Source organism: Pseudomonas sp. 2848 (genome assembly GCF_003253945.1).
Classification (GTDB): Bacteria; Pseudomonadota; Gammaproteobacteria; order Pseudomonadales; family Pseudomonadaceae; genus Aquipseudomonas.
Map to the genome: position 1 here is coordinate 286232 of NZ_QKZD01000004.1, position 20087 is coordinate 306318.

Annotated in this window: 20 protein-coding genes and 1 riboswitch; of the genes, 7 read left to right on the top strand and 13 right to left on the bottom strand. The window is 62.5% G+C overall.

Features of this window, described 5'->3' with window-relative positions; translation table 11 throughout:
- Positions 1 to 19: 19 nt before the first annotated feature.
- On the bottom strand, positions 20 to 508 hold the full coding sequence (locus tag DFS21_RS10465) for a signal peptidase II (RefSeq protein WP_111532258.1): 489 nt from the start codon (positions 506 to 508) through the stop codon (positions 20 to 22).
- Positions 509 to 702: 194 nt separating this feature from the next.
- Between DFS21_RS10465 and DFS21_RS10470 the strand changes: the two genes are divergently transcribed.
- On the top strand, positions 703 to 1749 hold the full coding sequence (locus tag DFS21_RS10470; protein ID WP_111532259.1) for a class I SAM-dependent methyltransferase: 1047 nt from the start codon (positions 703 to 705) through the stop codon (positions 1747 to 1749).
- 99 nt (positions 1750 to 1848) lie between these two features.
- Here DFS21_RS10470 and DFS21_RS10475 read toward each other — a convergent pair whose 3' ends face one another.
- Both DFS21_RS10475 and DFS21_RS10480 read right to left on the bottom strand, forming a co-directional pair.
- Positions 1849 to 3093, bottom strand: a complete 1245-nt coding sequence (locus tag DFS21_RS10475; RefSeq protein WP_038705903.1) for a saccharopine dehydrogenase family protein — start codon at positions 3091 to 3093, stop codon at positions 1849 to 1851.
- A gap of 30 nt (positions 3094 to 3123) precedes the next feature.
- The gene (locus DFS21_RS10480) at positions 3124 to 4221 is read right to left on the bottom strand and encodes a carboxynorspermidine decarboxylase (protein WP_111532260.1); all 1098 of its coding nucleotides are present in this window, start codon (positions 4219 to 4221) and stop codon (positions 3124 to 3126) included.
- Between the two features lie 480 nt (positions 4222 to 4701).
- On the opposite strand from DFS21_RS10480, the gene katG reads away from it, so the two are divergent.
- Positions 4702 to 6948 carry a catalase/peroxidase HPI gene (gene katG, locus DFS21_RS10485; RefSeq protein ID WP_110701663.1) on the top strand — a complete coding sequence of 749 codons (2247 nt, stop codon included), beginning with the start codon at positions 4702 to 4704 and terminating at the stop codon, positions 6946 to 6948.
- Between the two features lie 69 nt (positions 6949 to 7017).
- Here katG and DFS21_RS10490 read toward each other — a convergent pair whose 3' ends face one another.
- The 6 genes from DFS21_RS10490 to DFS21_RS26615 all read right to left on the bottom strand — a co-directional run bounded on the left by DFS21_RS10490 (position 7018) and on the right by DFS21_RS26615 (position 12349).
- Positions 7018 to 8352, bottom strand: a complete 1335-nt coding sequence (locus tag DFS21_RS10490) for an MFS transporter (protein WP_110701666.1) — start codon at positions 8350 to 8352, stop codon at positions 7018 to 7020.
- Positions 8353 to 8501: 149 nt separating this feature from the next.
- The gene (locus tag DFS21_RS10495) at positions 8502 to 8948 is read right to left on the bottom strand and encodes a hypothetical protein (protein ID WP_110701667.1); all 447 of its coding nucleotides are present in this window, start codon (positions 8946 to 8948) and stop codon (positions 8502 to 8504) included.
- 104 nt (positions 8949 to 9052) lie between these two features.
- Positions 9053 to 9832: a DNA/RNA non-specific endonuclease gene (locus tag DFS21_RS10500; RefSeq protein WP_111532261.1), complete on the bottom strand. Its 780-nt coding sequence runs from the start codon at positions 9830 to 9832 to the stop codon at positions 9053 to 9055.
- 84 nt (positions 9833 to 9916) lie between these two features.
- Positions 9917 to 11491, bottom strand: coding sequence for a diguanylate cyclase (locus DFS21_RS10505; protein WP_110701671.1), 1575 nt, complete (start codon positions 11489 to 11491; stop codon positions 9917 to 9919).
- Between the two features lie 166 nt (positions 11492 to 11657).
- Positions 11658 to 12137 carry a hypothetical protein gene (locus DFS21_RS10510; protein ID WP_110701673.1) on the bottom strand — a complete coding sequence of 160 codons (480 nt, stop codon included), beginning with the start codon at positions 12135 to 12137 and terminating at the stop codon, positions 11658 to 11660.
- A 56-nt stretch (positions 12138 to 12193) separates the two neighbouring features.
- Positions 12194 to 12349: a hypothetical protein gene (locus tag DFS21_RS26615; protein WP_156177603.1), complete on the bottom strand. Its 156-nt coding sequence runs from the start codon at positions 12347 to 12349 to the stop codon at positions 12194 to 12196.
- 160 nt (positions 12350 to 12509) lie between these two features.
- On the opposite strand from DFS21_RS26615, the gene DFS21_RS10515 reads away from it, so the two are divergent.
- From DFS21_RS10515 to DFS21_RS10525, 3 genes are all read left to right on the top strand, one after another.
- Entirely contained in the window at positions 12510 to 12881 is a 372-nt protein-coding gene (locus DFS21_RS10515; protein ID WP_111532262.1) for a GFA family protein, read from the top strand.
- Positions 12882 to 12928: 47 nt separating this feature from the next.
- Complete coding sequence (locus DFS21_RS10520; protein ID WP_110701677.1) at positions 12929 to 13351, top strand: VOC family protein; 423 nt, start codon at positions 12929 to 12931, stop codon at positions 13349 to 13351.
- Between the two features lie 149 nt (positions 13352 to 13500).
- A complete protein-coding gene (locus DFS21_RS10525) occupies positions 13501 to 13821 on the top strand; it encodes a hypothetical protein (protein ID WP_111532263.1) in 321 nt (106 codons plus the stop codon).
- Between the two features lie 287 nt (positions 13822 to 14108).
- On the opposite strand, the gene DFS21_RS10530 is transcribed toward DFS21_RS10525, so the two are convergent.
- Positions 14109 to 14456 (bottom strand): DUF6124 family protein, encoded by a 348-nt coding sequence (locus DFS21_RS10530; protein WP_111532264.1) that lies wholly within the window; start codon positions 14454 to 14456, stop codon positions 14109 to 14111.
- Positions 14457 to 14842: 386 nt separating this feature from the next.
- Here DFS21_RS10530 and DFS21_RS10535 point away from each other — a divergent pair, with 386 nt between their 5' ends.
- Together DFS21_RS10535 and DFS21_RS26440 are read left to right on the top strand one after the other, a co-directional pair.
- Positions 14843 to 16228 (top strand): hypothetical protein, encoded by a 1386-nt coding sequence (locus tag DFS21_RS10535; protein WP_111532265.1) that lies wholly within the window; start codon positions 14843 to 14845, stop codon positions 16226 to 16228.
- 1 nt (position 16229) lies between these two features.
- Positions 16230 to 16796 (top strand): hypothetical protein, encoded by a 567-nt coding sequence (locus DFS21_RS26440; protein ID WP_146603137.1) that lies wholly within the window; start codon positions 16230 to 16232, stop codon positions 16794 to 16796.
- A 154-nt stretch (positions 16797 to 16950) separates the two neighbouring features.
- On the opposite strand, the gene DFS21_RS10540 is transcribed toward DFS21_RS26440, so the two are convergent.
- The 3 genes from DFS21_RS10540 to DFS21_RS10550 are packed head-to-tail and all read right to left on the bottom strand — an operon-like array spanning position 16951 to position 19762.
- Positions 16951 to 17739, bottom strand: a complete 789-nt coding sequence (locus DFS21_RS10540) for an ABC transporter ATP-binding protein (RefSeq protein ID WP_111532266.1) — start codon at positions 17737 to 17739, stop codon at positions 16951 to 16953.
- Positions 17736 to 18752, bottom strand: a complete 1017-nt coding sequence (locus tag DFS21_RS10545; protein WP_111532267.1) for an iron ABC transporter permease — start codon at positions 18750 to 18752, stop codon at positions 17736 to 17738. Before DFS21_RS10545 ends, DFS21_RS10540 begins: the two co-directional genes overlap by 4 nt.
- On the bottom strand, positions 18749 to 19762 hold the full coding sequence (locus tag DFS21_RS10550) for an ABC transporter substrate-binding protein (RefSeq protein ID WP_111532268.1): 1014 nt from the start codon (positions 19760 to 19762) through the stop codon (positions 18749 to 18751). The genes DFS21_RS10545 and DFS21_RS10550 overlap by 4 nt, the downstream gene beginning before the upstream one ends.
- Positions 19763 to 19870: 108 nt before the next feature.
- Positions 19871 to 20069, bottom strand: a riboswitch (cobalamin riboswitch).
- Positions 20070 to 20087 lie beyond the last annotated feature (18 nt).

A 20087-nucleotide genomic window follows, 5' to 3' on the forward strand; every position in this document is an offset into this window, starting at 1 on the left:
GCCCATTGGATAGGCGGGGTCAGCGTTTGCTCGGCCGAGTAATGCCGTCCACCACCAGCACTGTGGCACCGGCCATGATGGCGATGTCGGCCAGGTTGAACACGCCGGTGTGCAGGGTGCCGATGTTGAGGACCAGGTAATCGACCACGTGGCCGTCGCGAATCACCCGGTCGATCAAGTTGGATAGCCCGCCCACGGCGATGAACCAGGCCGCGCTGGCCTTGACCGGTGCCGATTGCCAGTGGCGCCAGGCCCAGACCATGGCCCAGGCGCACACCACGCCGACGGCGACCACGAACACCAGTTGCTTGAGCCACGGAGCCAGCCCGGCGCCGAGGCTGAGGAACGCTCCGGGGTTGAGGCTCAGGGCCAGGTTCAGCCAGACGCTCTGGTTGCCATAGACATAGCTGTGATTGTTCAGGGCGACCAGGGCGATCAGTTTTACCCACTGGTCGAGAATGATGAAGGCAACGCCCAGGGTGAGGACGAGTGTACGGCTGGAAAACATGCTGACAGTTCCTTTAGTGCGCGAATGCGGTCGTCCGCCATTGGCGGGCAAGCCTGCGGCGCGGCGAAGATAGCGCAGGCGGGTCTAGACTTAAAGCCCGGGTCGGTTGCAGATGCGGCCCGATCAACCATCCGACCACCGCCTATCGGACCGGACGTCGCCGACGGTGGCCTTCTGGCAGAGGAGGGCAGGTCATGGACGAGGTGCGGCTTCACGAATTCATGGGCAAGCTGGTGGGCGACATGGGGGCGGCGGCGACGCTGGCCAATGTCATCCTTGGGGATGAGCTGGGGCTGTATCGGGCCATGGCCGACAGTCAGCCAGTCACACCCGAGGCCCTGGCCGAGCGCACCGGCTGCCAGCCACGGCTGGTACGCGAGTGGCTCAATGGCCAGGCTGCGGCGGGTTACCTGGTGCATCACGATGGACAGTTCACCTTGCCCGAGGAGCAGGCCATGACGTTGGCGTTGGAAGATTCGCCCGCCTACATGGCCGGCGGCGCCTCGGTGCTGGCGGCACTGTTCCATGACAAGGACAAGCTGGTGGCGGCCATGCGCGGCGATGGCGCCCTGGCCTGGGGCGATCATCATCCGTGCATGTTCAGTGGCACCGAGCGCTTCTTCCGACCCGGCTACCGAACGTTCCTGGTGGCTGATTGGCTGCCGGCTCTGGACGGGGTGGTGGAAAAGCTGCAGGCCGGCGCCCAGGTGGCCGATGTCGGCTGTGGCCATGGTGCCTCGACCATTGTCATGGCCGAGGCGTTTCCCGCCTCGCGCTTCATCGGCTACGACTACCATGCGCCTTCGGTGCTCACCGCCAGCGAGCGCGCGCGTGACGCAGGCGTGGCCGAGCGGGTCGGCTTCCAGCAGGCGTCGGCCAAGGACTATCCCGGCCACGATCTGGACCTGGTGTGTTTCTTCGATTGTTTACACGATATGGGTGACCCGGTGGGCGCGGCACGACACGCCTATCAGGCGCTCAAGGACGACGGCACGGTGATGCTGGTGGAGCCGTTCGCCGAGGATACCCTGGATGCCAATATCAACCCGGTCGGGCGCTTGTTCTACGCGGCTTCGACGTTCATCTGCACGCCGAATTCGCTGTCGCAGGAAGGGGGGCTGGGGCTGGGTGCGCAGGCTGGGGAAGCTCGGTTGCGGGCGGTGTTCGAGGAGGCGGGGTTCAGGCGCTTCCGGCGGGCGACGCAGACGCCGTTCAACTTGATACTGGAGGCCAGGAAGTAGCGATTTGCCGGTGCTAGCGCTATCGCGGGGCAAGCCCGCTCCCTCAGTTAGATCCCACAAACAGAAGGGGCGCCATCTAGCGCCCCTTCATCGTGCAGCTTAGGCTTCAGCGTCCCATGGACGATCGCCTTTTTCATCCTTGACGCGGGTCGGCAGGCCCATCACGTCCAGCGCCTTGAGGAACGGCTCGGCCGGCAGCTCCTCGACGTTGACCATGCGCCCGGCATCCCACTGACCACGGGCAACCAGTAGCGCGGCGGCTACCGGAGGCACGCCTGCGGTGTAGGAAATACCCTGGCTGTCGGTCTCGGCGTAGGCTTCTTCGTGATCGGCCACGTTGTAGATGAACACCTCGCGCGGCTGACCGTCCTTGGTGCCCTTGACCAGGTCACCGATGCAGGTCTTGCCGGTGTAGCCCGGGGCCAGCGAGGCCGGATCCGGCAGCACGGCCTTGACCACCTTCAGCGGTACCACTTCCAGGCCTTCGGCGGTTTTCACCGGTTGCTCGGAGAGCAGGCCGAGGTTCTTCAGCACGGTGAACACATTGATGTAGTGCTCGCCGAAGCTCATCCAGAAACGCACGTTCGGCACGTTCAGGTTCTTCGAGATCGAGTGCACTTCGTCGTGGCCAGTCAGGTATAGGTTCTGCGAACCCACTACCGGCAGATCGTCGGTGCGCTTGACCTCGAACATGGTGTTGCTGGTCCACTGGCTGTTCTGCCAGCTCCAGACTTGCCCGGTGAACTCGCGGAAGTTGATTTCCGGGTCGAAGTTGGTGGCGAAGTACTTGCCGTGGGAACCGGCATTCACGTCCAGGATGTCGATCGAGTCGATCTGGTCGAAGTACTGCTGCTGCGCGAGTTTCGCGTAGCTGTTCACCACACCCGGGTCGAAGCCGACGCCGAGAATGGCGGTAATGTTCTTTTGTTGGCACTCTTCGAGGTGTTTCCACTCGTAGTTGCCGTACCACGGCGGGGTCTCGCAGATCTTGCCCGGCTCTTCGTGGATGGCGGTGTCAAGATAAGCGACACCGGTATCGATGCAGGCGCGCAGCACCGACATGTTGAGGAAGGCGGAGCCAACGTTGATCACGATCTGCGATTCGGTCTCGCGGATCAGTGCCTTGGTCGCCTCGACATCGAGGGCGTTGAGCGAGAAGGCCTGGATGTCGGCGGGTACCTTGAGGCTACCCTTGGCCTTGACGCTGTCGATGATGGCCTGGCATTTGGAGATGTTCCGTGACGCAATCGCAATACGACCCAGTTCGTCGTTATGCTGTGCGCACTTGTGGGCCACCACCTTGGCGACACCTCCTGCACCAATGATAAGAACGTTCTTCTTCAATTCAGCTGCTCTCCTTCATGAAAGCCTGTCTTACGACAGGCTCGAAACGTAGTCTTCGAAACCGAACTCGCGCACCACTTCGACGCTGCCGTCGAGTTGCTTGACCGCGATGGATGGCATTTTCAGACCGTTGAACCAGTTTTTCTTGACCATGGTGTAGCCCGCCGTGTCGACGAACGACAGCCGATCACCGATGGCCAGTGGCTTGTCGAATTGGTACTCGCCGAAGATGTCGCCGGCCAGGCACGACTTGCCGCAGACCATGTAGGTGTGCGCGCCGTCGTTGGGGGCCATCTTGGCGTTGAGGCGGTAGATCAGCAGGTCGAGCAGGTGCGCTTCGATGGAGCTGTCGACCACGGCCAGGTGCTTGCCGTTGTACAGGGTGTCGAGCACGGTCACTTCCAGCGAGGCGCTGTTGGTGATGGCCGCTTCGCCTGGCTCCAGGTAGACCTGCACGCCATAGGTTTCGGCGAACTGCTTCAGGCGCGCGCAGAAGGCATCCACCGCGTAGTCTTCGCCGGTGAAGTGGATGCCGCCGCCGAGGCTGACCCATTCGACCTTGTGCAGCAGGTGGCCGAAACGTTCCTCGATGTGCGTGAGCATCTTGTCGAACAGGCCGAAGTCGCCGTTCTCGCAGTTGTTGTGGAACATGAAGCCGGAGATCTTCTCGATCACCTTCTCGATCTTCTCTGGATCCCACTCGCCGAGGCGGCTGAACGGGCGCGCCGGGTCGGCCAGCAGGTAGTCGGAGCTGCTCACCTGCGGGTTGACGCGCAGGCCGCGCACCTTGCCCTCGGACTGCTCGGCAAAGCGCTCGAGCTGGCCGATGGAGTTGAAGATGATCTTGTCGCAGTTCTCGAGCATCTCTTCGACTTCGTCGTCGGCCCAGGCCACGCTGTAGGCATGGGTTTCGCCGGCGAACTTCTGGCGGCCGAGCTTGAGCTCGAACAGCGAAGACGAGGTGGTGCCGTCCATGTACTGCTGCATCAGGTCGAATACCGACCAGGTAGCGAAGCACTTGAGGGCAAGCAGTGCCTTGGCACCGGAGTGTTCGCGCACGTAGGCGATCTTCTCCATGTTGCCCAGCAGCTTGGTTTTGTCGATGAGGTAGTACGGCGTCTTGATCATTTAAAGGCCCCCGGCCAGGCCGGCCAAAAAAAGGACACGCATTGTGCCTTCACTTGCCGCGGTACGAAAGGGCGCGAGGCGCATTTCGTCCGAGTTGTACATGCACTTGGCCAGGCAAGTGCCATCAGGCCCGTGACTGCGCCGTCCCTGGCGCGGGGGCGGCCGCTATCGCGAAGGACGGCCGAATGTGCTTTTGCATCGGGGCGAGCCCAGTTGAACAGATCAATGTGACGATCCTGATCTGCCGGCGCCACAGGCTGACAGAGCCAGGCTATCACCCCCCAATATCGCCTCTATTAGACCTCTGCCCAGGCTCGGCTAGTCTTTCTGCTGGTTCCGTGAAAAGCCGGCGCACAGGTGTGCCCGGCCATAACCGATGAGGGGCAGGCGCGCTTGGCGAACGCCTGATCCAACACCTGGCAGCGCAATTACAAGAACGCCCGGAAATCTGAATTGAACCGACCCTAAAGGTAGAAGCAGATGGCGAACGAATCGAAATGCCCGTTCCACCAGACCGCCGGTGGCGGCACCAGCAACCGTGACTGGTGGCCTGACCAGCTCAACCTGAAGATCCTCCACCAGCACTCCAGCAAGTCCGACCCCATGGACCCGGACTTCGACTACGCCAAGGCGTTCAAGAGCCTCGACTTCCAGGCCTTGAAAAAAGACCTGAGCGCCTTGATGACCGACTCCCAGGACTGGTGGCCGGCCGACTTCGGCCACTATGGCCCGTTGTTCATCCGCATGGCCTGGCACAGCGCCGGTACCTATCGCATCGGCGATGGCCGTGGCGGCGCCGGCTCCGGCCAGCAACGCTTCGCCCCGCTCAACAGCTGGCCGGACAACGTCAGCCTGGACAAGGCCCGGCGCCTGTTGTGGCCGATCAAGCAGAAGTACGGCAACAAGATCTCCTGGGCGGACCTGATCGTGCTTACCGGCAACGTCGCCCTCGAATCCATGGGCTTCAAGACCTTCGGTTTTTCCGGTGGCCGCGCCGATGTGTGGGAGCCCGACGAGGACGTGTACTGGGGCTCGGAGAAGGTCTGGCTGGGTGGTGACACCCGCTACGGCAAGGAACAGGTCAAGGCCCAGCCGCCCGGCCAGGGTGACCTGGTGGCCGAGCCCGCCAAGCATGGCGAGGAGCAGAACCGCGACCTGTCTGCCGAGCGCAACCTGGAAAACCCGTTGGCCGCCGTGCAGATGGGCCTGATCTACGTCAACCCGGAAGGACCGGAGGGCGAGCCCGATCCGGTGAAATCCGGCAAGGACATTCGCGAGACCTTTGGCCGCATGGCCATGAACGATGAAGAGACGGTGGCGCTGATCGCCGGCGGCCATGCCTTCGGCAAGACCCACGGCGCCGGCCCCGCCGACAATGTCGGCGCCGAGCCGGAAGCGGCGGGCCTCGAGCTGCAGGGCCTGGGCTGGAGCAACAAGTTCGGCACCGGCAAGGGCGGCGACACCATCACCAGCGGCCTGGAAGTGACCTGGACCTCGACCCCGACTCAGTGGAGCAACGAGTACCTGAACAACCTGTTCAACTTCGAGTGGGAACTGACCAAGAGCCCGGCTGGCGCCCACCAGTGGCGGCCGAAGGATGGCAAGGGCGCGGGGACCGTGCCTGATGCCCATGATCCCGGCAAGAAGCACGCGCCGTCGATGCTCACCTCTGACCTGGCGCTGCGCTTCGACCCGATCTATGAGCCCATCGCCCGGCGCTTCAAGGATAACCCCGACCAGCTCGCCGATGCCTTCGCCCGTGCCTGGTACAAGCTGATCCACCGCGACATGGGCCCGCTGGCACGCTACCTCGGGCCGGAAATGCCCAACGAGGAGCTGCTGTGGCAGGACCCGCTGCCCAAGGCAGGGCCTCAACCCAGCGACGCCGATATCGCCGCGCTCAAGGCCAAGGTGCTGGCTTCGGGGCTGAGTGTCGGCGAACTGGTGTCCGCCGCCTGGGCCGCGGCCTCGACCTTCCGCGGTTCCGACAAGCGCGGCGGCGCCAACGGCGGCCGCCTGCGCCTGGCGCCGCAGAACGGTTGGCCGGCGAACCAGGGGCTGGACAAGGTGCTGGCGGCGCTGGAGAAGATCCGCAGCGAGGGCGGGAACACGATCTCCCTGGCCGACCTGATCGTGCTGGCCGGCAGCGCGGCGGTGGAGAAAGCCGCCAAGGATGCCGGGCACAACATCAGCGTGCCGTTCCATCCGGGGCGCGTGGATGCCTCGCAGGAGCAGACCGATGTCGAGTCGTTCGCGGTGCTTGAGCCTCTGGCCGACGGTTTCCGCAACTTCAGCAAGGCCCGCTACAGCGTCAAGGCCGAGAAATTGCTGCTGGACAAGGCCCAGTTGCTGACGCTCACCGCACCGGAGCTGACCGTGCTGATCGGCGGCCTGCGGGTGCTTGGCGCCAATCATGGCGGCAGCAAGGAGGGCGTGTTCACCGACAGGGTCGGCGTGCTCAGCAACGACTTCTTCCGCAACCTGCTGGACATGGGCGTGGAGTGGAAGCCGATCTCGGCGGACAACGAGGCGTTCGAAGGCCGTGAGCGCAAGACCGGCCAGGTGAAATGGACCGCCAGCCGGGTCGACCTGGTGTTCGGCTCCCATGCGCAACTGCGTGCCTTGAGCGAGGTGTATGGCAGCAGCGATGCCAGGGAGAAGTTCGTCAAGGACTTCGTGGCGGCGTGGGTGAAAGTGATGGAGTTGGACAGGTTCGACCTGGCATAACGCCGATCGCGGGGCATGTTGCATCGGCGCTTCGATGCGACATGCCCCGCGATGGTTGCTTTCCCAGTCTTAAAGCCCCTGGGATGCCTGCAACGGGTCGTTGCCCAGGTTTTCCTCATGCAGCGAAACCTGCGCGGTCTCCGGCAATGCCAGCCCGCCGATCAATGCCAGCAAGGCAATCACCACCAGGTAGAACGCCGGCGCCAGGCGGCTGCCGCTTTGTTCGATCAACCAGGTCGCCACCAGCGGCGCGGTGCCACCGAACAGGGTGTAGGCAACGTTGTAGGTGATCGCCGAGGCGGTGTAGCGGCTGCGGGTGGGGAAGCACTCCGACAGCAGCGCGGCGGTGACCACGCCACTCATCAGCGCGCCGATGGCCAGCAGGATCACCCCCAGCAATGCCCCGGTCAGCGACCCCGAACTGGCCAGCCAGTAGGCCGGGAACACCGCGACCATCACCCACAGGCAAGTGAAGCCAATGGTCCGGCGTCGCCCGACACGATCGGAAAAGGCGCCTGCCAGTGGGCAGCCGGCCGCGGCGAACAGCAGCGCCACGGTCGAGACCAGTAGCGCCTGGGCGCGGCTCAGGTGGCCGACCGTCTGCAGGTAGGTGGCGAAGTAGGTGGTGAACATGTAGAACGACAGCGCCGTCAGCGAGATGAACGCGCCGAGGTTGCGGATGGTGCGGCCATGGTGGCGCAGGGTATCGCCCAGCGGCGAATGGTTGTGTGCCTTGCCTTCGGCCACTGCCTGGCGAAACGCCGGGGTTTCTTCCATGCGCCAGCGCAGGTACAGGCCGACCAGGCCCAGCGGCGCGGCGACGAGGAACGGAATACGCCAACCCCAGGCATTCATCGCCTCGGCTGTGAGGCTTGCCTCCAGGCCATAGGCGATGACCGCCGCGCAGGCGAAAGCGGAGAAGGTCGAGACTGGCACGAAGCTGCCGTAGAACGCCCGTCTGCCCCGTGGCGCGTGCTCCATCAGGTAGGCGCAAGCGCCGGCATATTCACCCCCTGCGGAAAACCCCTGCAGGCAACGGGCAAGGGTGAGCAGCGCCGGGGCCAGCACGCCAATGCTGGCATAGGTCGGCAGCAGGCCGATCAGCGTGGTGGAGCCGGCCATCAGCAGGATGGTCAGCGACAGGATGCGCTTGCGCCCGAGGCGGTCGCCCAGCGCGCCGAACACGATGCCGCCCAGCGGGCGCAGGGCGAAGGCCACGGCAAACACGGCGAAGGTCTTGAGCAGGGCGACGCTTTCATCCTCGCTGGCGAAGAACTGGCTGGCGATCAGCGTGGCGAGGAAACCGTAGACGGCGAAGTCGAACCATTCGACGAAGTTGCCAATGGCCGAGGCAGCGATCACCCGCCGCAAGGTGGCGGGTGGGACCTCGTGGGCGATGGACATGGGGTGCTCTCCGGTGGTCTTGGCAGCCTGGACGGATGCGACGCGCTCGGGGCGCGCCGTCGTTGTTCTCGGGCCAGTAGACAAGCGGCAGGGCGAGGGCGCTTTGTCGGGGGCGACATCCGGATGCCTGTTAGCACCGGATGTGGGACTCAGGGCCGCGGCATCGGCAGGCGAGAGATCAGCACAAGGGGGGCGATCACTTCCACCTGGTCGTTCTCGAACAGGCCTTCAGGCACTGGCGGGTAGGTGGTTCTCCAGCATTCGTGCTCGACCAGTTGCTTCAATTGGCTCAAGGGAGATGCCGTGACGCCCAAGGGCAACAGCCGTTCATGGACAATCGAACTGCGCACGGCCTTGCAGGCGATGGGGCGATTGTTCCGGTCCAGGGTGAGCTTGAGCGTGACTACGCCAACCAGAGTGCCTTGGTTGGCGGCATCGATGCGGTTGATGAGGGCGCTCTGCATGGCCGCCGTGAAACCGGACAGGGCGGCGGCGTCGACTTTTGCGCTGGCTTCGGGGTTGGCGCTGCAGGCCACGAGGGTGAGCAGGCCAAGCGCTGCCAGAGGGAGGAGAGTGAAACGCTGGATCTTCGGCACGGCAACGTCCTTGGCGGCAAACACCGGTACCTGCGTGTACCGGTTTGAAAAGGGACAGTAGTTTAACGTGACTGCGCCTCATTCTTCAGGGGGAAGGCTTCCCCTCACTCTCGGTCGCAATGCGCCGGCAGTGGCCAGGTGTGGGGCGGGCGCTGATCTTTCAGCTGCTCGGGCACCTCGATCGGCGGCTCGTCCGGGCCAAGCGCAGTCTCGATCTGGCGAACGCTGCGCAAGTATGGGTTCAGGTCGGTACCGAGTCCGGCCTGGTGCGGGATCCACCAGGCGATGACCTGGCGCTGTCCGTGTTCATCCTCGGTCAGCAGCACCTTCCAGAACGCCTCGGGCGTGGCGATGCCGTGGGACTGGACGAAGGCATCGTTGTCCAGGGCCGCGCCGGCATGGCCGAACACCACGCCACCGATTACCGTCACCGGGCGCAGGTCGCGGTAGCATTCGGTCAGCAGCTCGGTCTGGTACCAGGTGCGGCTATTGTGCGAGGCCAACTGCGGGACGATATTGCTCATCAGGTTGGAGGCGTCCATCGCCACCCGGTCGTCGTCGAAATGATTGTTGGCTGCCAGGTGGCCGCGGTGATAGCCCTTGGGTGTCGAGTAGGCCTTGGCCGAGAACTGGCCCATGCAACCCTCGGGCAGGCTGCGATCGATACGGAAGTTATCGACGCGAGGCAGGTGACCCTGGTCCTTGCCGAGGGTGAAGCTGAAACGGTGCGGCTCGCCGCGCTGGCAGTCGTACCAGAGCCGGAAGCGCCCATGGTCGAGCAGGGTCAGCGGCGTGGCGGCAGGCTCGGGAGGTGTTGGGGAGGGCAGGCGGGGCGCGCACGAGGTCAGGCTCAGGGCCAGCAACAGGAACAGCAAACGGCGCATGGCGCGTCTTCCTTGAACAAAATCGCGGGATGTTACAGCAGTCTGCAGGAGGCCGGCCTTTTTCCGGCCTGTGCTGGCGAAGTGTCAGGCCTGGCTGTCGATGCACACGCGGTTGCGCCCCTTCTGCTTGGCCCGGTACAGCGCCTGGTCAGCTTTGCGCAGGGTATCGCCAGGCTCGTCACCCGTCAGGGGCTGCCAGCTGGCCACGCCCAGGGACAGGGTAATCCCGCCGATAGGTTCGATAGGGGTGTGCTCCACGGTCAGGCGCAGGTGGCCGGCGATGGCGGTCGCCACCTCCAGTCCCGCGCCCGGCAGGAGCATCAGGAACTCCTCGCCACCGGTGCGGCACAGCAGGTCGCCCTCTCGGCAGGTACCACGCATCAGGCCTGCCAGCCGCTGCAGGACCAGGTCGCCGATGTCATGGCCGTGACTGTCGTTGATCCGCTTGAAATGGTCGATGTCCAGCACCACCACGGCGAAGCCGCGTTTCTCGGCCTGCAGCAAACGCAGTGCCTGCTGCATGCCACGGCGGTTGAGCAGTCCGGTGAGCGGGTCGGTCTGGGCGTCATGGTTGAGTCGGCCGATGCGCTCCTGCAACAGGTTCAGGCCGAACAGCAGGGCGCGTTTGAGCTCCGCAGCCTCGGCGTACCAGGCGCGAACCTGGTGGATGCGCTCGGTGGTCTGCTGCTCGCCCGGGCCCCGGGCGACCGTGGCCAGTTGTCTGAGCGGGTGGGCGATGACTTGCGTCAGCCAGCACAGCAGCAGGCAGCCGAACAGGGCCAGCGGCGCGGATATGGCGATGACATTGAGGATCAGGTGGCGCAGCGGTGCCACGGTCTGTTGCAGCGGTTGCTGGGAAACGATGGCCCAGCCGGTGCTGGGCACCGTGGCGAATCCGGCAAGCATTTCCACGCCCTGGCTGTTGATCAGCCGCCGGGTACCTTGGTCCAGGCCAGGCAGATCGTCGACCAATGGGTTATCGCCCACCAGGGTGCCGACCCGCTGGCTGTCGGGGTGAAACAGCAGTCGACGGTTGCGATCGATCACGTAGAGGTAGGCGCCGTTCTGGTAGAAGTGCGTACCCAGCAGACTGTTGAGCAAGTTGCGTTCGCGCAGGTACAGGCTGCCGCCGATATAGCCCTGGTAGCGTCCGTCGGCGTCGAAGATCGGCTGCGACATGATCACCAACAGATTGCCGGCCGCCGATAGGAAGGGGGTGGAAACCAGCGTACGGCGCTCGCGCAAGGCTTCCCGGGACGCGGCCGAGCTGGCCTGGGTACCGGCCAGGTGTTGCAGTGGCGCTGGCGCAAGCGTGCGCACCACACCTTGGGCGCTGACCCGCAAGGTTGAGTTGAACAGGTTGCTTTGCTGTTGCAGGCGGTCGATTTCAGCCTGTACCAGGTTATCGTCATCGGGGTGCCGGGCACATTGGCTGGCGCTGTAGGCCAGTTGCTGCAGGGCGTTGCCCAGGGTGTTCTCGGTCACGGCGGCCACTTTGGCGGCGTACGCCCGGTTGGCCTCCAGGGCACTGTCGATAAGCAGTTGGCGTTGCACCCGGTAACTGGCGAAGTAACTGGCCAGCAGCATCACCAGCGCGGTGATGGCGCAGAGCACGAGTATAAGTGTGCGCAGGTCGGGGCGCCGAGCGTGGGGTGGCATGTATCGCAATCCTTGGCCTCATGGGATGCAGCAGGTGCCTCACCTTACGCGCTAGGCGCGAGGTGAACCATGCAGGCGGGCAATTGCAGGATTAGATTACGGAGGACGCTCCGATTTCTCACAACAATCACGGACTTTGCCGTGATTGATTCCTGTGCCCTCCAGGTCAGGGCGCGGCCTGTTGCAGTACTTGCAGGTCATCCTCGACCTGCTGCATGCGCGCCTGAGCCAGGGCCTGGACCTGGGGGTCGCTGGCGCTCTCGCGCATCAGCCGGGTGAGCTTTTCGCTCAGGCGCTTGCCCTCGTCGCTCTGGCCCAGTTCCTTGGCTTTGGCCGGGTCGCGGGTGGCCTGGACGATGCTGGCGAATTCGGCGTCGTCGAAGTGCTCCTCGCTGTACAACTTGAACAGGTCCTGGCGCTGATCCTCGACGGTGAGGTGTTTGCGCAGCACCTCCTTGATCTTGTCCTGGGGCACCTGCGCGTGGGTCATGGCCAGCAGCCCGGCCATGCGCTCGATGTTGTGGTCGTAGGCTTCCTGCAAGGGCAGGTTGGCGAGGATCTGTTCCTCGCGGCTGGGCTTCTGGTCGCAGGCGGCGAGGGCGCCGAGCAGGAGCACGGGCAACAGCAGTCGGGTCAGGCGGGACATGGGGCAGCCTTGGGCACGTTAAGGCCTACGAGTTTACTGCAAACCCATGCGCAAATTCAGCGTTGCAACGGATTGCGCAGGCGCACCCAGACAATCGCCGGCAGGGCCATCAGCAGCCATTTCAGGTAGCGGTTCACTTCATAGTGCTCGCAGGCGATGCCGATGCTGGTGCAGACCACCACCACCGCCACGAACTGGATCATTCTTTCCATCGGCAGGTTTCCATCATTGCTGGGGCCGGGAGGGCCGCGGCGCGCACTTTAGCAGTGGCGCAGGCGCGCAGGCCAGGATGCCATACGGCGTAACACTTTTACGGCGCCCCATGCGCAAGAAGTTGGCTATTGTGCGGCAACCTCCACGGAAGGCGACCCGATGACTACCTACAAGGGCGGCTGCCTGTGCGGCCGTATCCGTTTCAGCGCCACGGGCGAGCCGCGGTTTCCGCATACCTGCTCGTGCGGGCAGTGCCAGCGCCACTCCGGCAGCCTTACCCTGTGCTGGGTTGAATTCGACAAGGCGGCGGTCACCTGGACCGGGGAGGGCGGGGCTCCGGCGCTGTACCGTTCCTCCGACGTTTCCAGCCGCGCCTTCTGCGTCACCTGCGGCAGCTCCCTTGGCGCGGTGGATGACGCCCCCACGGTCGCCTTGCTGCTGGGCTGCTTTGATGCCAAAGGCGCCCAGGCCTTGCGGCCCATATCGCATTCGTTTCGTGCTTGCCGGCCACGCTGGTGGAAGTTGGGGTAAGCGTTATCATGTCGTCCGCTTGCCCATACCCCTCAAGGACGACCCGCATGCTACAGCGCAACAGGATGGTGCCCGAACTGATCGTCAGCGACCTCGACAGCAGCCTGGATTTCTGGGTATCGCTGCTGGGCTTCGAGATTGCCTATCAACGCCCGGAGCAGCGTTTCGCCTACCTCGACCTGCACGGCGCGCAGGTGATGCTCGAGCAGCTCGATGCCGATGATCACTGGCTCACCGGGCCGCTGGAAAAGCCCTTCGGGCGGGGAATCAACCTGCAGATCGATGTCGCCGCTGTCGCGCCGCTGCTCGAACGGCTGGAGCGCCATCGCTGGCCGTTGTTCCAGGCGTGCGAGGAGGTCTGGTATCGCGCAGATGCCGTCGAAGTGGGGTTGCGCCAGTTCCTGGTCCAGGACCCGGATGGCTACCTGTTGAGGCTGGCGCAGAAACTGGGTGAGCGCCCGGTTGCGTAATCCGCGCGGTAGCCCTTGCTACCGGCCCCAGCAGCCGGCGTCTGACAGGCCATCCCAACCGGCACCCGCCATGCTCAACACCGTGTTCATTTCCCTTCCCGCCGTATTCGCCTACCGTCTCCTTCCACCCCATCACAAGGAGATCACGCATGCCCGAGCTTGCGTTGTACAAGGTGAAACTGCTGGACGAATTCGAGGCTCGCGAGGACGACTGGAGCTTCGGCCACTTCGAGCGCCGGCTGATCCAGGTCAAGCCCGCCGCCAACTATCAGGACGCCAAGGGCATCATCAAAGCCGCCCATCTGGCGAACAACTGGCCGAATACGGTGAAGCGCTATCTGCTGAGCAATTACCGGGCCCACGGTAATGTCAGCAGTGAGCTGACTGAAACCTTCATGCAGGTGCTGGCCAGCCTGACGCCGCAGGAGATGCAGATGTGGAAACTATCGCGGGAGGGGCATTTGACCTGAGGCACCCAACCGAGATCTTTCGCCAAACTGCAGGTAATCGCCCAGTTGTCATGTTGTCGCCATCACCAGCGTGGGAGCGGGCTTGCCCCGCGATCACCGGCGTAGCCGGTGCCATGCAGTTGCAAAACATGAGCGATCACTTGTAGGAGGTTTGCCGGTGATGCTCTATCACCTCTGGCCCCATGCAGCTCCGCTGGGAGCTGTGAGAGAAACCCAATCACCAATCCTCGAAACAGTCACTCAACGCGTCTGGCGACAGACCTGCCAGCCAGACACGTATCCCACTCCTAGCTGAAATCCTCTCGTCTGATCGGTTTTTCCAGTCGCCCTGGCCGATCAGGCGCAGGTGGATTGGTCGGCAACAGCACCAGCCCATCCAGCACCTTGTTCAACAGCGCCTCTATCATTTCCAACGACAACTGCGCGCCGCCCAGCATCCGCCGGGCATCGCCTTGCACCTCTTCACGGGACAAGGTTGTGGCCTGGTAGACCTGTTGTACGAGTTGAATGGCATGGACCAGCGCATCCTCGGCAAAAACGCCGGGACGGACGGTGAAGAGTGGGGCGTGATGGTTGTTACAGGTGCCGAAGGTGTATGTGGCACAGCAGGGTGGGTCGGGTATTCCCTTTCTCATGGCGGAACTCCTTTTGCAGTTAAGCTGCCAGCTATCGCCGCGAAACGATTAGGGTGGCAGCTGTACGCGGGTTCGCGGACCGAGGCAAAAGGAAACCCGGCAGACCCGAAGGTCTCCCACGCACAGCCGCCATTGCACAGAAAGCGGGCACAAAAAAAGCGCCTGCGATTGTGGTGGTGGGGCGCTGAGCGCCTTTTGCATTGCGGGCCGCGACGCCCGGTCACTGGATTGACAGCGACGTGTGAATGGTAGTTATCGGTGTGAGGAATTTCAAGCCATTGACCAGATTTGGTTAGAGAATGATGTAATATTGCCCGGACACTGCAAGCATCTAGCACCTATGGGAAAGGGCGGCTTTCAGTTTTTTATCTAGCTGAGGAGCGGCTATGAAGTGGGTTGTAGGCTGGTTTAGAGGTATACCTTCAAAATTTGTGGCTTTGTTTTTCGTGGTCATGGTCGCGGTTATGGCTATCGCGTTGACGGTGAAAGAGGCAGATCCATATTCATATGTGGTGTCAGCTGCATTTTTTATCATCGGTATTATTGTCTCCTATAATATCGCCGCCGCTGCGGGGGTCGAATCAGCGCTGGCGCACTTTAAAGATGTAGTGGTTGGATCCACTAATATTGGCTTGACTTCGATAAAAAAGCTTTCTGATACCCCGCCGGAGAGTATTTCAAAAAAAACAAAGAGTAGCTTTCGGTTTTTTGGGATTGCGGGAGAGAAGTTTTTAAAGGAAACATTAGAAAAGACTGAGTTTTTCCGTCGGAATAAGACGCCGGGATTGGTCAAGATTATGCTAATGGATCCTTTTAGTAACGATCTTGATAGGTTGAGTGCGGATAAGGGAAAGCAGCGAGACTTTAGAAATAAAATAATTTCGACTATCAAGATGCTTAATGATTTACGTGAAAATGGATACCATTTTGAGTTGAGGCTTTATCCGAAAAAGCCACCCCTTAGGCTATTGATTGTTGATGGGGTGGTAACGGCTTTGTCGGTGTACGAGGCGGACTCGTCGGGTTGGAAGAATGCCCAGCTTATTTTTGAGGGTAAGGATAATGACGATTCACTTGCACCCTATTTTGTCGAGACCTTCGATGATTTATGGGAGCGTGGGGTGAATATCAATTTAGATCAACGAGCTGGAGCTCTTTACCCGTTCAGGCTTGAAGATCAATCCTTGAGTTTGTTGCGGCATGGAAGTAAGGTTGAAAAAGTCAAGATTGGTATGGTGCATGGGCGTTTTCAACCATTCCATCATGAACATTTCGAGTATGTGTTGCACGGGATTTCAAAGTCTGAATTTTGCATAATTGGTATAACTCAGCCAGACATAAAATTAGTGGAAGAATGTCAGATTTTACCTCACAGAGGAACGATGGAAGGAAATCCATACTCTTTCGAAGATCGTAAGCGAATGATTACGCTTTCGCTAACCAGTTGGGGTGTTTCGGAAAAACGCTATAAGATCGTTCCGTTTAAAATTGATTGTCCAGCTGCATCTCTTCCTGAAATAAAATTAGAGTTTGGGGCTGAGGTTGTGCATTTTATGCGGGTTTTTAGTGAGTGGGAGGAATATAAGAAAAAATTGATCGAGGATCACGATATGGTAGTCGAAGTTTTTCGCCCCTCACATAGTGACTATATGACAAAGAACGTTACCGGTACGCTGGTGCGTGAATTGATCTCCTCAAGGAGGAATTGGAAGGATTTTGTCCCCTTTGGTACGAGGATGGTGGTTGGGGCGATGTTGGGTAGGAGTAAATAATATGCTTTCCGATCAAGGTATTCGTTCAGTCATTGGCTCGGGTGAGCTGGTCGTTAAGTCCGAGAGGGATTTATCTGTTCGAGCGTCTTCCATTTGTCTTCATCTGTCTAAAGACATTGTTGTTTTTGAAAGGACTGAGGCAGAGGTCGATGTATTGAGGGGGGGCAGCTACCCGCAGGGCAAGCGTAGGACTATTGGTGTTGATGGTTACGTCATCGCTCCTGGTGAGTTCTTATTGGCTGCTACGGTTGAGAATATTGGTCTTTCTAGGCGTTTGGTGGGTGGGCTGTCTAATATTTCTGGATTGGCTCGACTTGGTCTAAATACATTGCTCTCTACCCATGTGTCTCCTGGCTTTGGGGAAGGCTGCGCACGCCCTATTACTTTGGAGGTCTACAACTCCTCAAAAAATCATATAAGAATATACTCCGGAATGAGAGTTTGCCACCTTATGATTAGCCTTCTGGAGGCCACGGCGACTTTGGGGTATGACGCTCAATTTCCGGGGAAATACCTGAGCAACTCTCCGGATGTATCTGAGTTTTTCAAGAATTCCGGTGTATCGTAAGGTGCCGTATCAGGCTTGAGGGTGATTGCTGTCATTCGTATGTAATTCGCGACTAATCAGGAACTCAGCAAGCCGGTCGAATCGATCGAGTGAAGTCAGTTTCAACTGAAAGTAGCTGATTAACCGGTGTAGCAATAGGTATGCACAGGCCTGTTCAAGAAGCACGAAACCGCAGGACCCGCGCCCCATCATAGGGATCAACCAGATAATGCCCCCGCACCCCAAACGTCTCCAATAACCGCTCCGGCGTCAGCACCACTTCAGGCTTCCCCAAGGCAACCAATCGCCCTTGGTCCAGCACGGCCAGCCGATCGCAAGTCAATGCCTGGTTGAGATCATGCAGCGCCACCAGCGTCGTCACCGGCAGTGCCTGCACCTGGCGCAGCAAGCCGAGCTGGTGCTGGATATCGAGATGGTTGGTCGGCTCGTCCAGCAACAGCACCTGCGGCCGTTGCGCCAGGGCCCGGGCGATATGCACGCGCTGGCGCTCGCCGCCAGACAGTTCGCCCCATAGCCGCCGGCGCAGGTGGCTGGCGTCGGCGTCGGCCAGCGCCTGTTCGACGATGGCGCGGTCATCGTTGCCGAACGGTGCCAGGGCCGAGAGCCAGGGTGTGCGGCCCAGGGCGACGGCGTCGTACACGCTGATGGCGTCCAGGGTGTCGGCCTGTTGCTCGACCAGGGCCAGGCGCTGGGCGATATGCCGGCGCGGCATGCGCTCCAGCGCTTCGCCGAGCAGGCGCACGCTGCCACTGCTGGGCGTGCGCAGGCCGGCGAGCAGCTTGAGCAGGGTGGACTTGCCCGAGCCGTTGGGGCCGACCACGCCGAGGGTTTCGCCGGGCATCACGCTCAGGTCGACTCCGTGCAGCACGTCGCGTCCGCCCAGGCGCAGGCTAAGCCCTTGGCAGGTGAGCGGCGCGTCGGCGATGGTGGTCATCACGCTCATGGGCGCCCCCGGCGGCTGATCAGGATCAGCGCGAACACCGGTGCGCCGATCAAGGCCGTGACCACGCCCACCGGGATCACCTGGCCGGTGATCAGGGTGCGCGAGAGGATGTCGGCGATGATCAGGAACAGCGCACCGCCCAGGGCGCTGGCCGGCAGCAGGCGGCTGTGCCCGGGGCCGAGCAGCAGGCGCAGGGCATGGGGGATGACCAGGCCGACGAAGCCGATGGCGCCGACGATGGACACCATCACCGCTGTGACCAGCGCCGCGCAACTGATCAGCAGCAGCTGTGTACGGCGCACCGGTACGCCCAGCGAGGCCGCCGAGTCGGCGCCGAAGGTAAAGGCGTCCAGTGCCCGGCGCTGCCACAGGCATATCGCGATGCCGAACAGGGCGACCGGCACCGCCAGCCACACCGACGGCCAGCGCACGCCGCTGAGGTTGCCCAACAGCCAGAACAGGATGCCGCGGGCCTGCTCGGCGGTGGCCGACTTGGTGATGAGGAAGGCGGTGAGGGCGTTGAACAACTGCGAGCCGGCGATGCCGGCGAGGATCACCTGGGCGTTGTCATGGCGGCTGCCACTGGCGCGCGACAGCAGCAGCACCAGGGCGAACGCCGCCAGCGCGCCGATGAAGGCGCCGGCCGACAGCGACAGCACCGCGCCGCCCAGACCGAACAGTCCCACCGCCACCGCACCGGTCGAGGCACCGGCCGACAGGCCCAGCAGGTACGGCTCGGCCAGCGGGTTGCGCAGCAGCGCCTGGAGGATCACCCCGCAGGTCGCCAGCCCCGCGCCACAAGCGGCGGCGACCAAGGTGCGCGGCAGGCGGTAGTTCCAGACAATGCCGGCGTCGATCGGGTCGACGGAATGGCCGGCCTGCCACAGCTGGTTGGCCAGCACCTGCCAGATCGCCTCGGCGCCGACTCGGGTCTCGCCGATGGCAATCCCGGCAAGCATGGCCAGGCACAGGGCGAGCAAGGCAAAGAGGCTGATGGGCAGCAGGCGGCTCATGGCTGGGGTGCTTTACCGCTGGCGAAGGCGCTGGACAGCACGTCCAGGCCGCGGAACAGGCGTATGCCGGCCTGCATGGCGTCGGCATCGAGGACGATGATGCGGCCGTGCTTGACCGCGTCCATATTGCGCGTGACCGGGTCGCTGCGCAGGAAGTCGAGTTTTTTCTGGTAGTCGTCGGCCGGGTAGCGGCGGCGGTCCATGCGCGCGACGATCAGCCAGGTGGGGTTGGCTTTGACCAGGGTCTCCCAGCCCACGGTAGGCCATTCTTCGCTGGACTCGACCACGTTGCGCACGCCAAGGGTCTGCAGCATGTAGTCGGCCACGCCCTGGCGGCCGGCGACATAGGGGTCGGTCTTGAGGTCGGCGCTGGAGAACCAGAACAGCGCACTGGTGTGCGCCAGGTCCTGGCCGGCCAGGCGCTGCCTGGCCTGTTCCAGCTGGCCCTGGAGCTCGGCATTCAGGCGCGCGCCACGCTCCTGCACGTCGAAGATCTCGGCCAGCTGGCTGACGCTCTTGTAGATGCTCTGCACCTTGAACGGCTGCAGGCGGGTGCCGTCGGCGCCCACCAGGTTGTCCTTGCCCTCGCAGTCCGAGGGCAGCAGGTAGGTGGGGATGCCCAGCTCCTGGAACTGCTCGCGGGTGCCTACCGCGCCCTGGGCGCCGATCATCCACTCGAACTGCGCCGTCACCAGTTGCGGACGTTTGCCGACCACCACCTCGAAGCTCGGTTCGTTGTCGGCCAGACGCGGGACCTTGTCGTTCTGCGTCTTGAATTCCGGCAGCACGTTGTTGAACCACAGCGAGGTGCCCGCCAGCCGCTCACCGAGGCCCAGGGCATAGAGCAGCTCGGTGCCGGCCTGGCCGACGGTCACCGCCCGTTGCGGGGCCTGGGTGAAGGTCTGCGGCATGCCGCAGTTGTCGACGGTCAGCGGGTACTGGGTGGCGCTGGCGTGGGCCAGGCCCGACAGGGACAGGCCGGCGAGGAGGGCGGCGAGGCGGTGCGGCATGGTGGGGCGATCTCCTGGGTGGTGCACGGAATGGCCCACGGACAGGCATCGCCCGACAGCCTGCGCAAGCACGCGGCCAGGGCGGATGACCATCCCGGACACCCCGCCGGTTGGTGAATGCGTGCCGGCAGGTCTCCTGACTGGTGCGTCCAGGCCGGCGCCAGCCTTCCCGGGTCGGCAGACCCAGTGGCATCGATGGCGCAGGCTCGGCACCTACAGTTGCGGGGGCAGTTCCCTTTGGATCGCCAGTGGCGAGCCCGGGATTCCCTTTTGATTCCGTGTGGAAACCGGCGGGCGGCATGGTAGACCATCGGGCTGTCGGGTG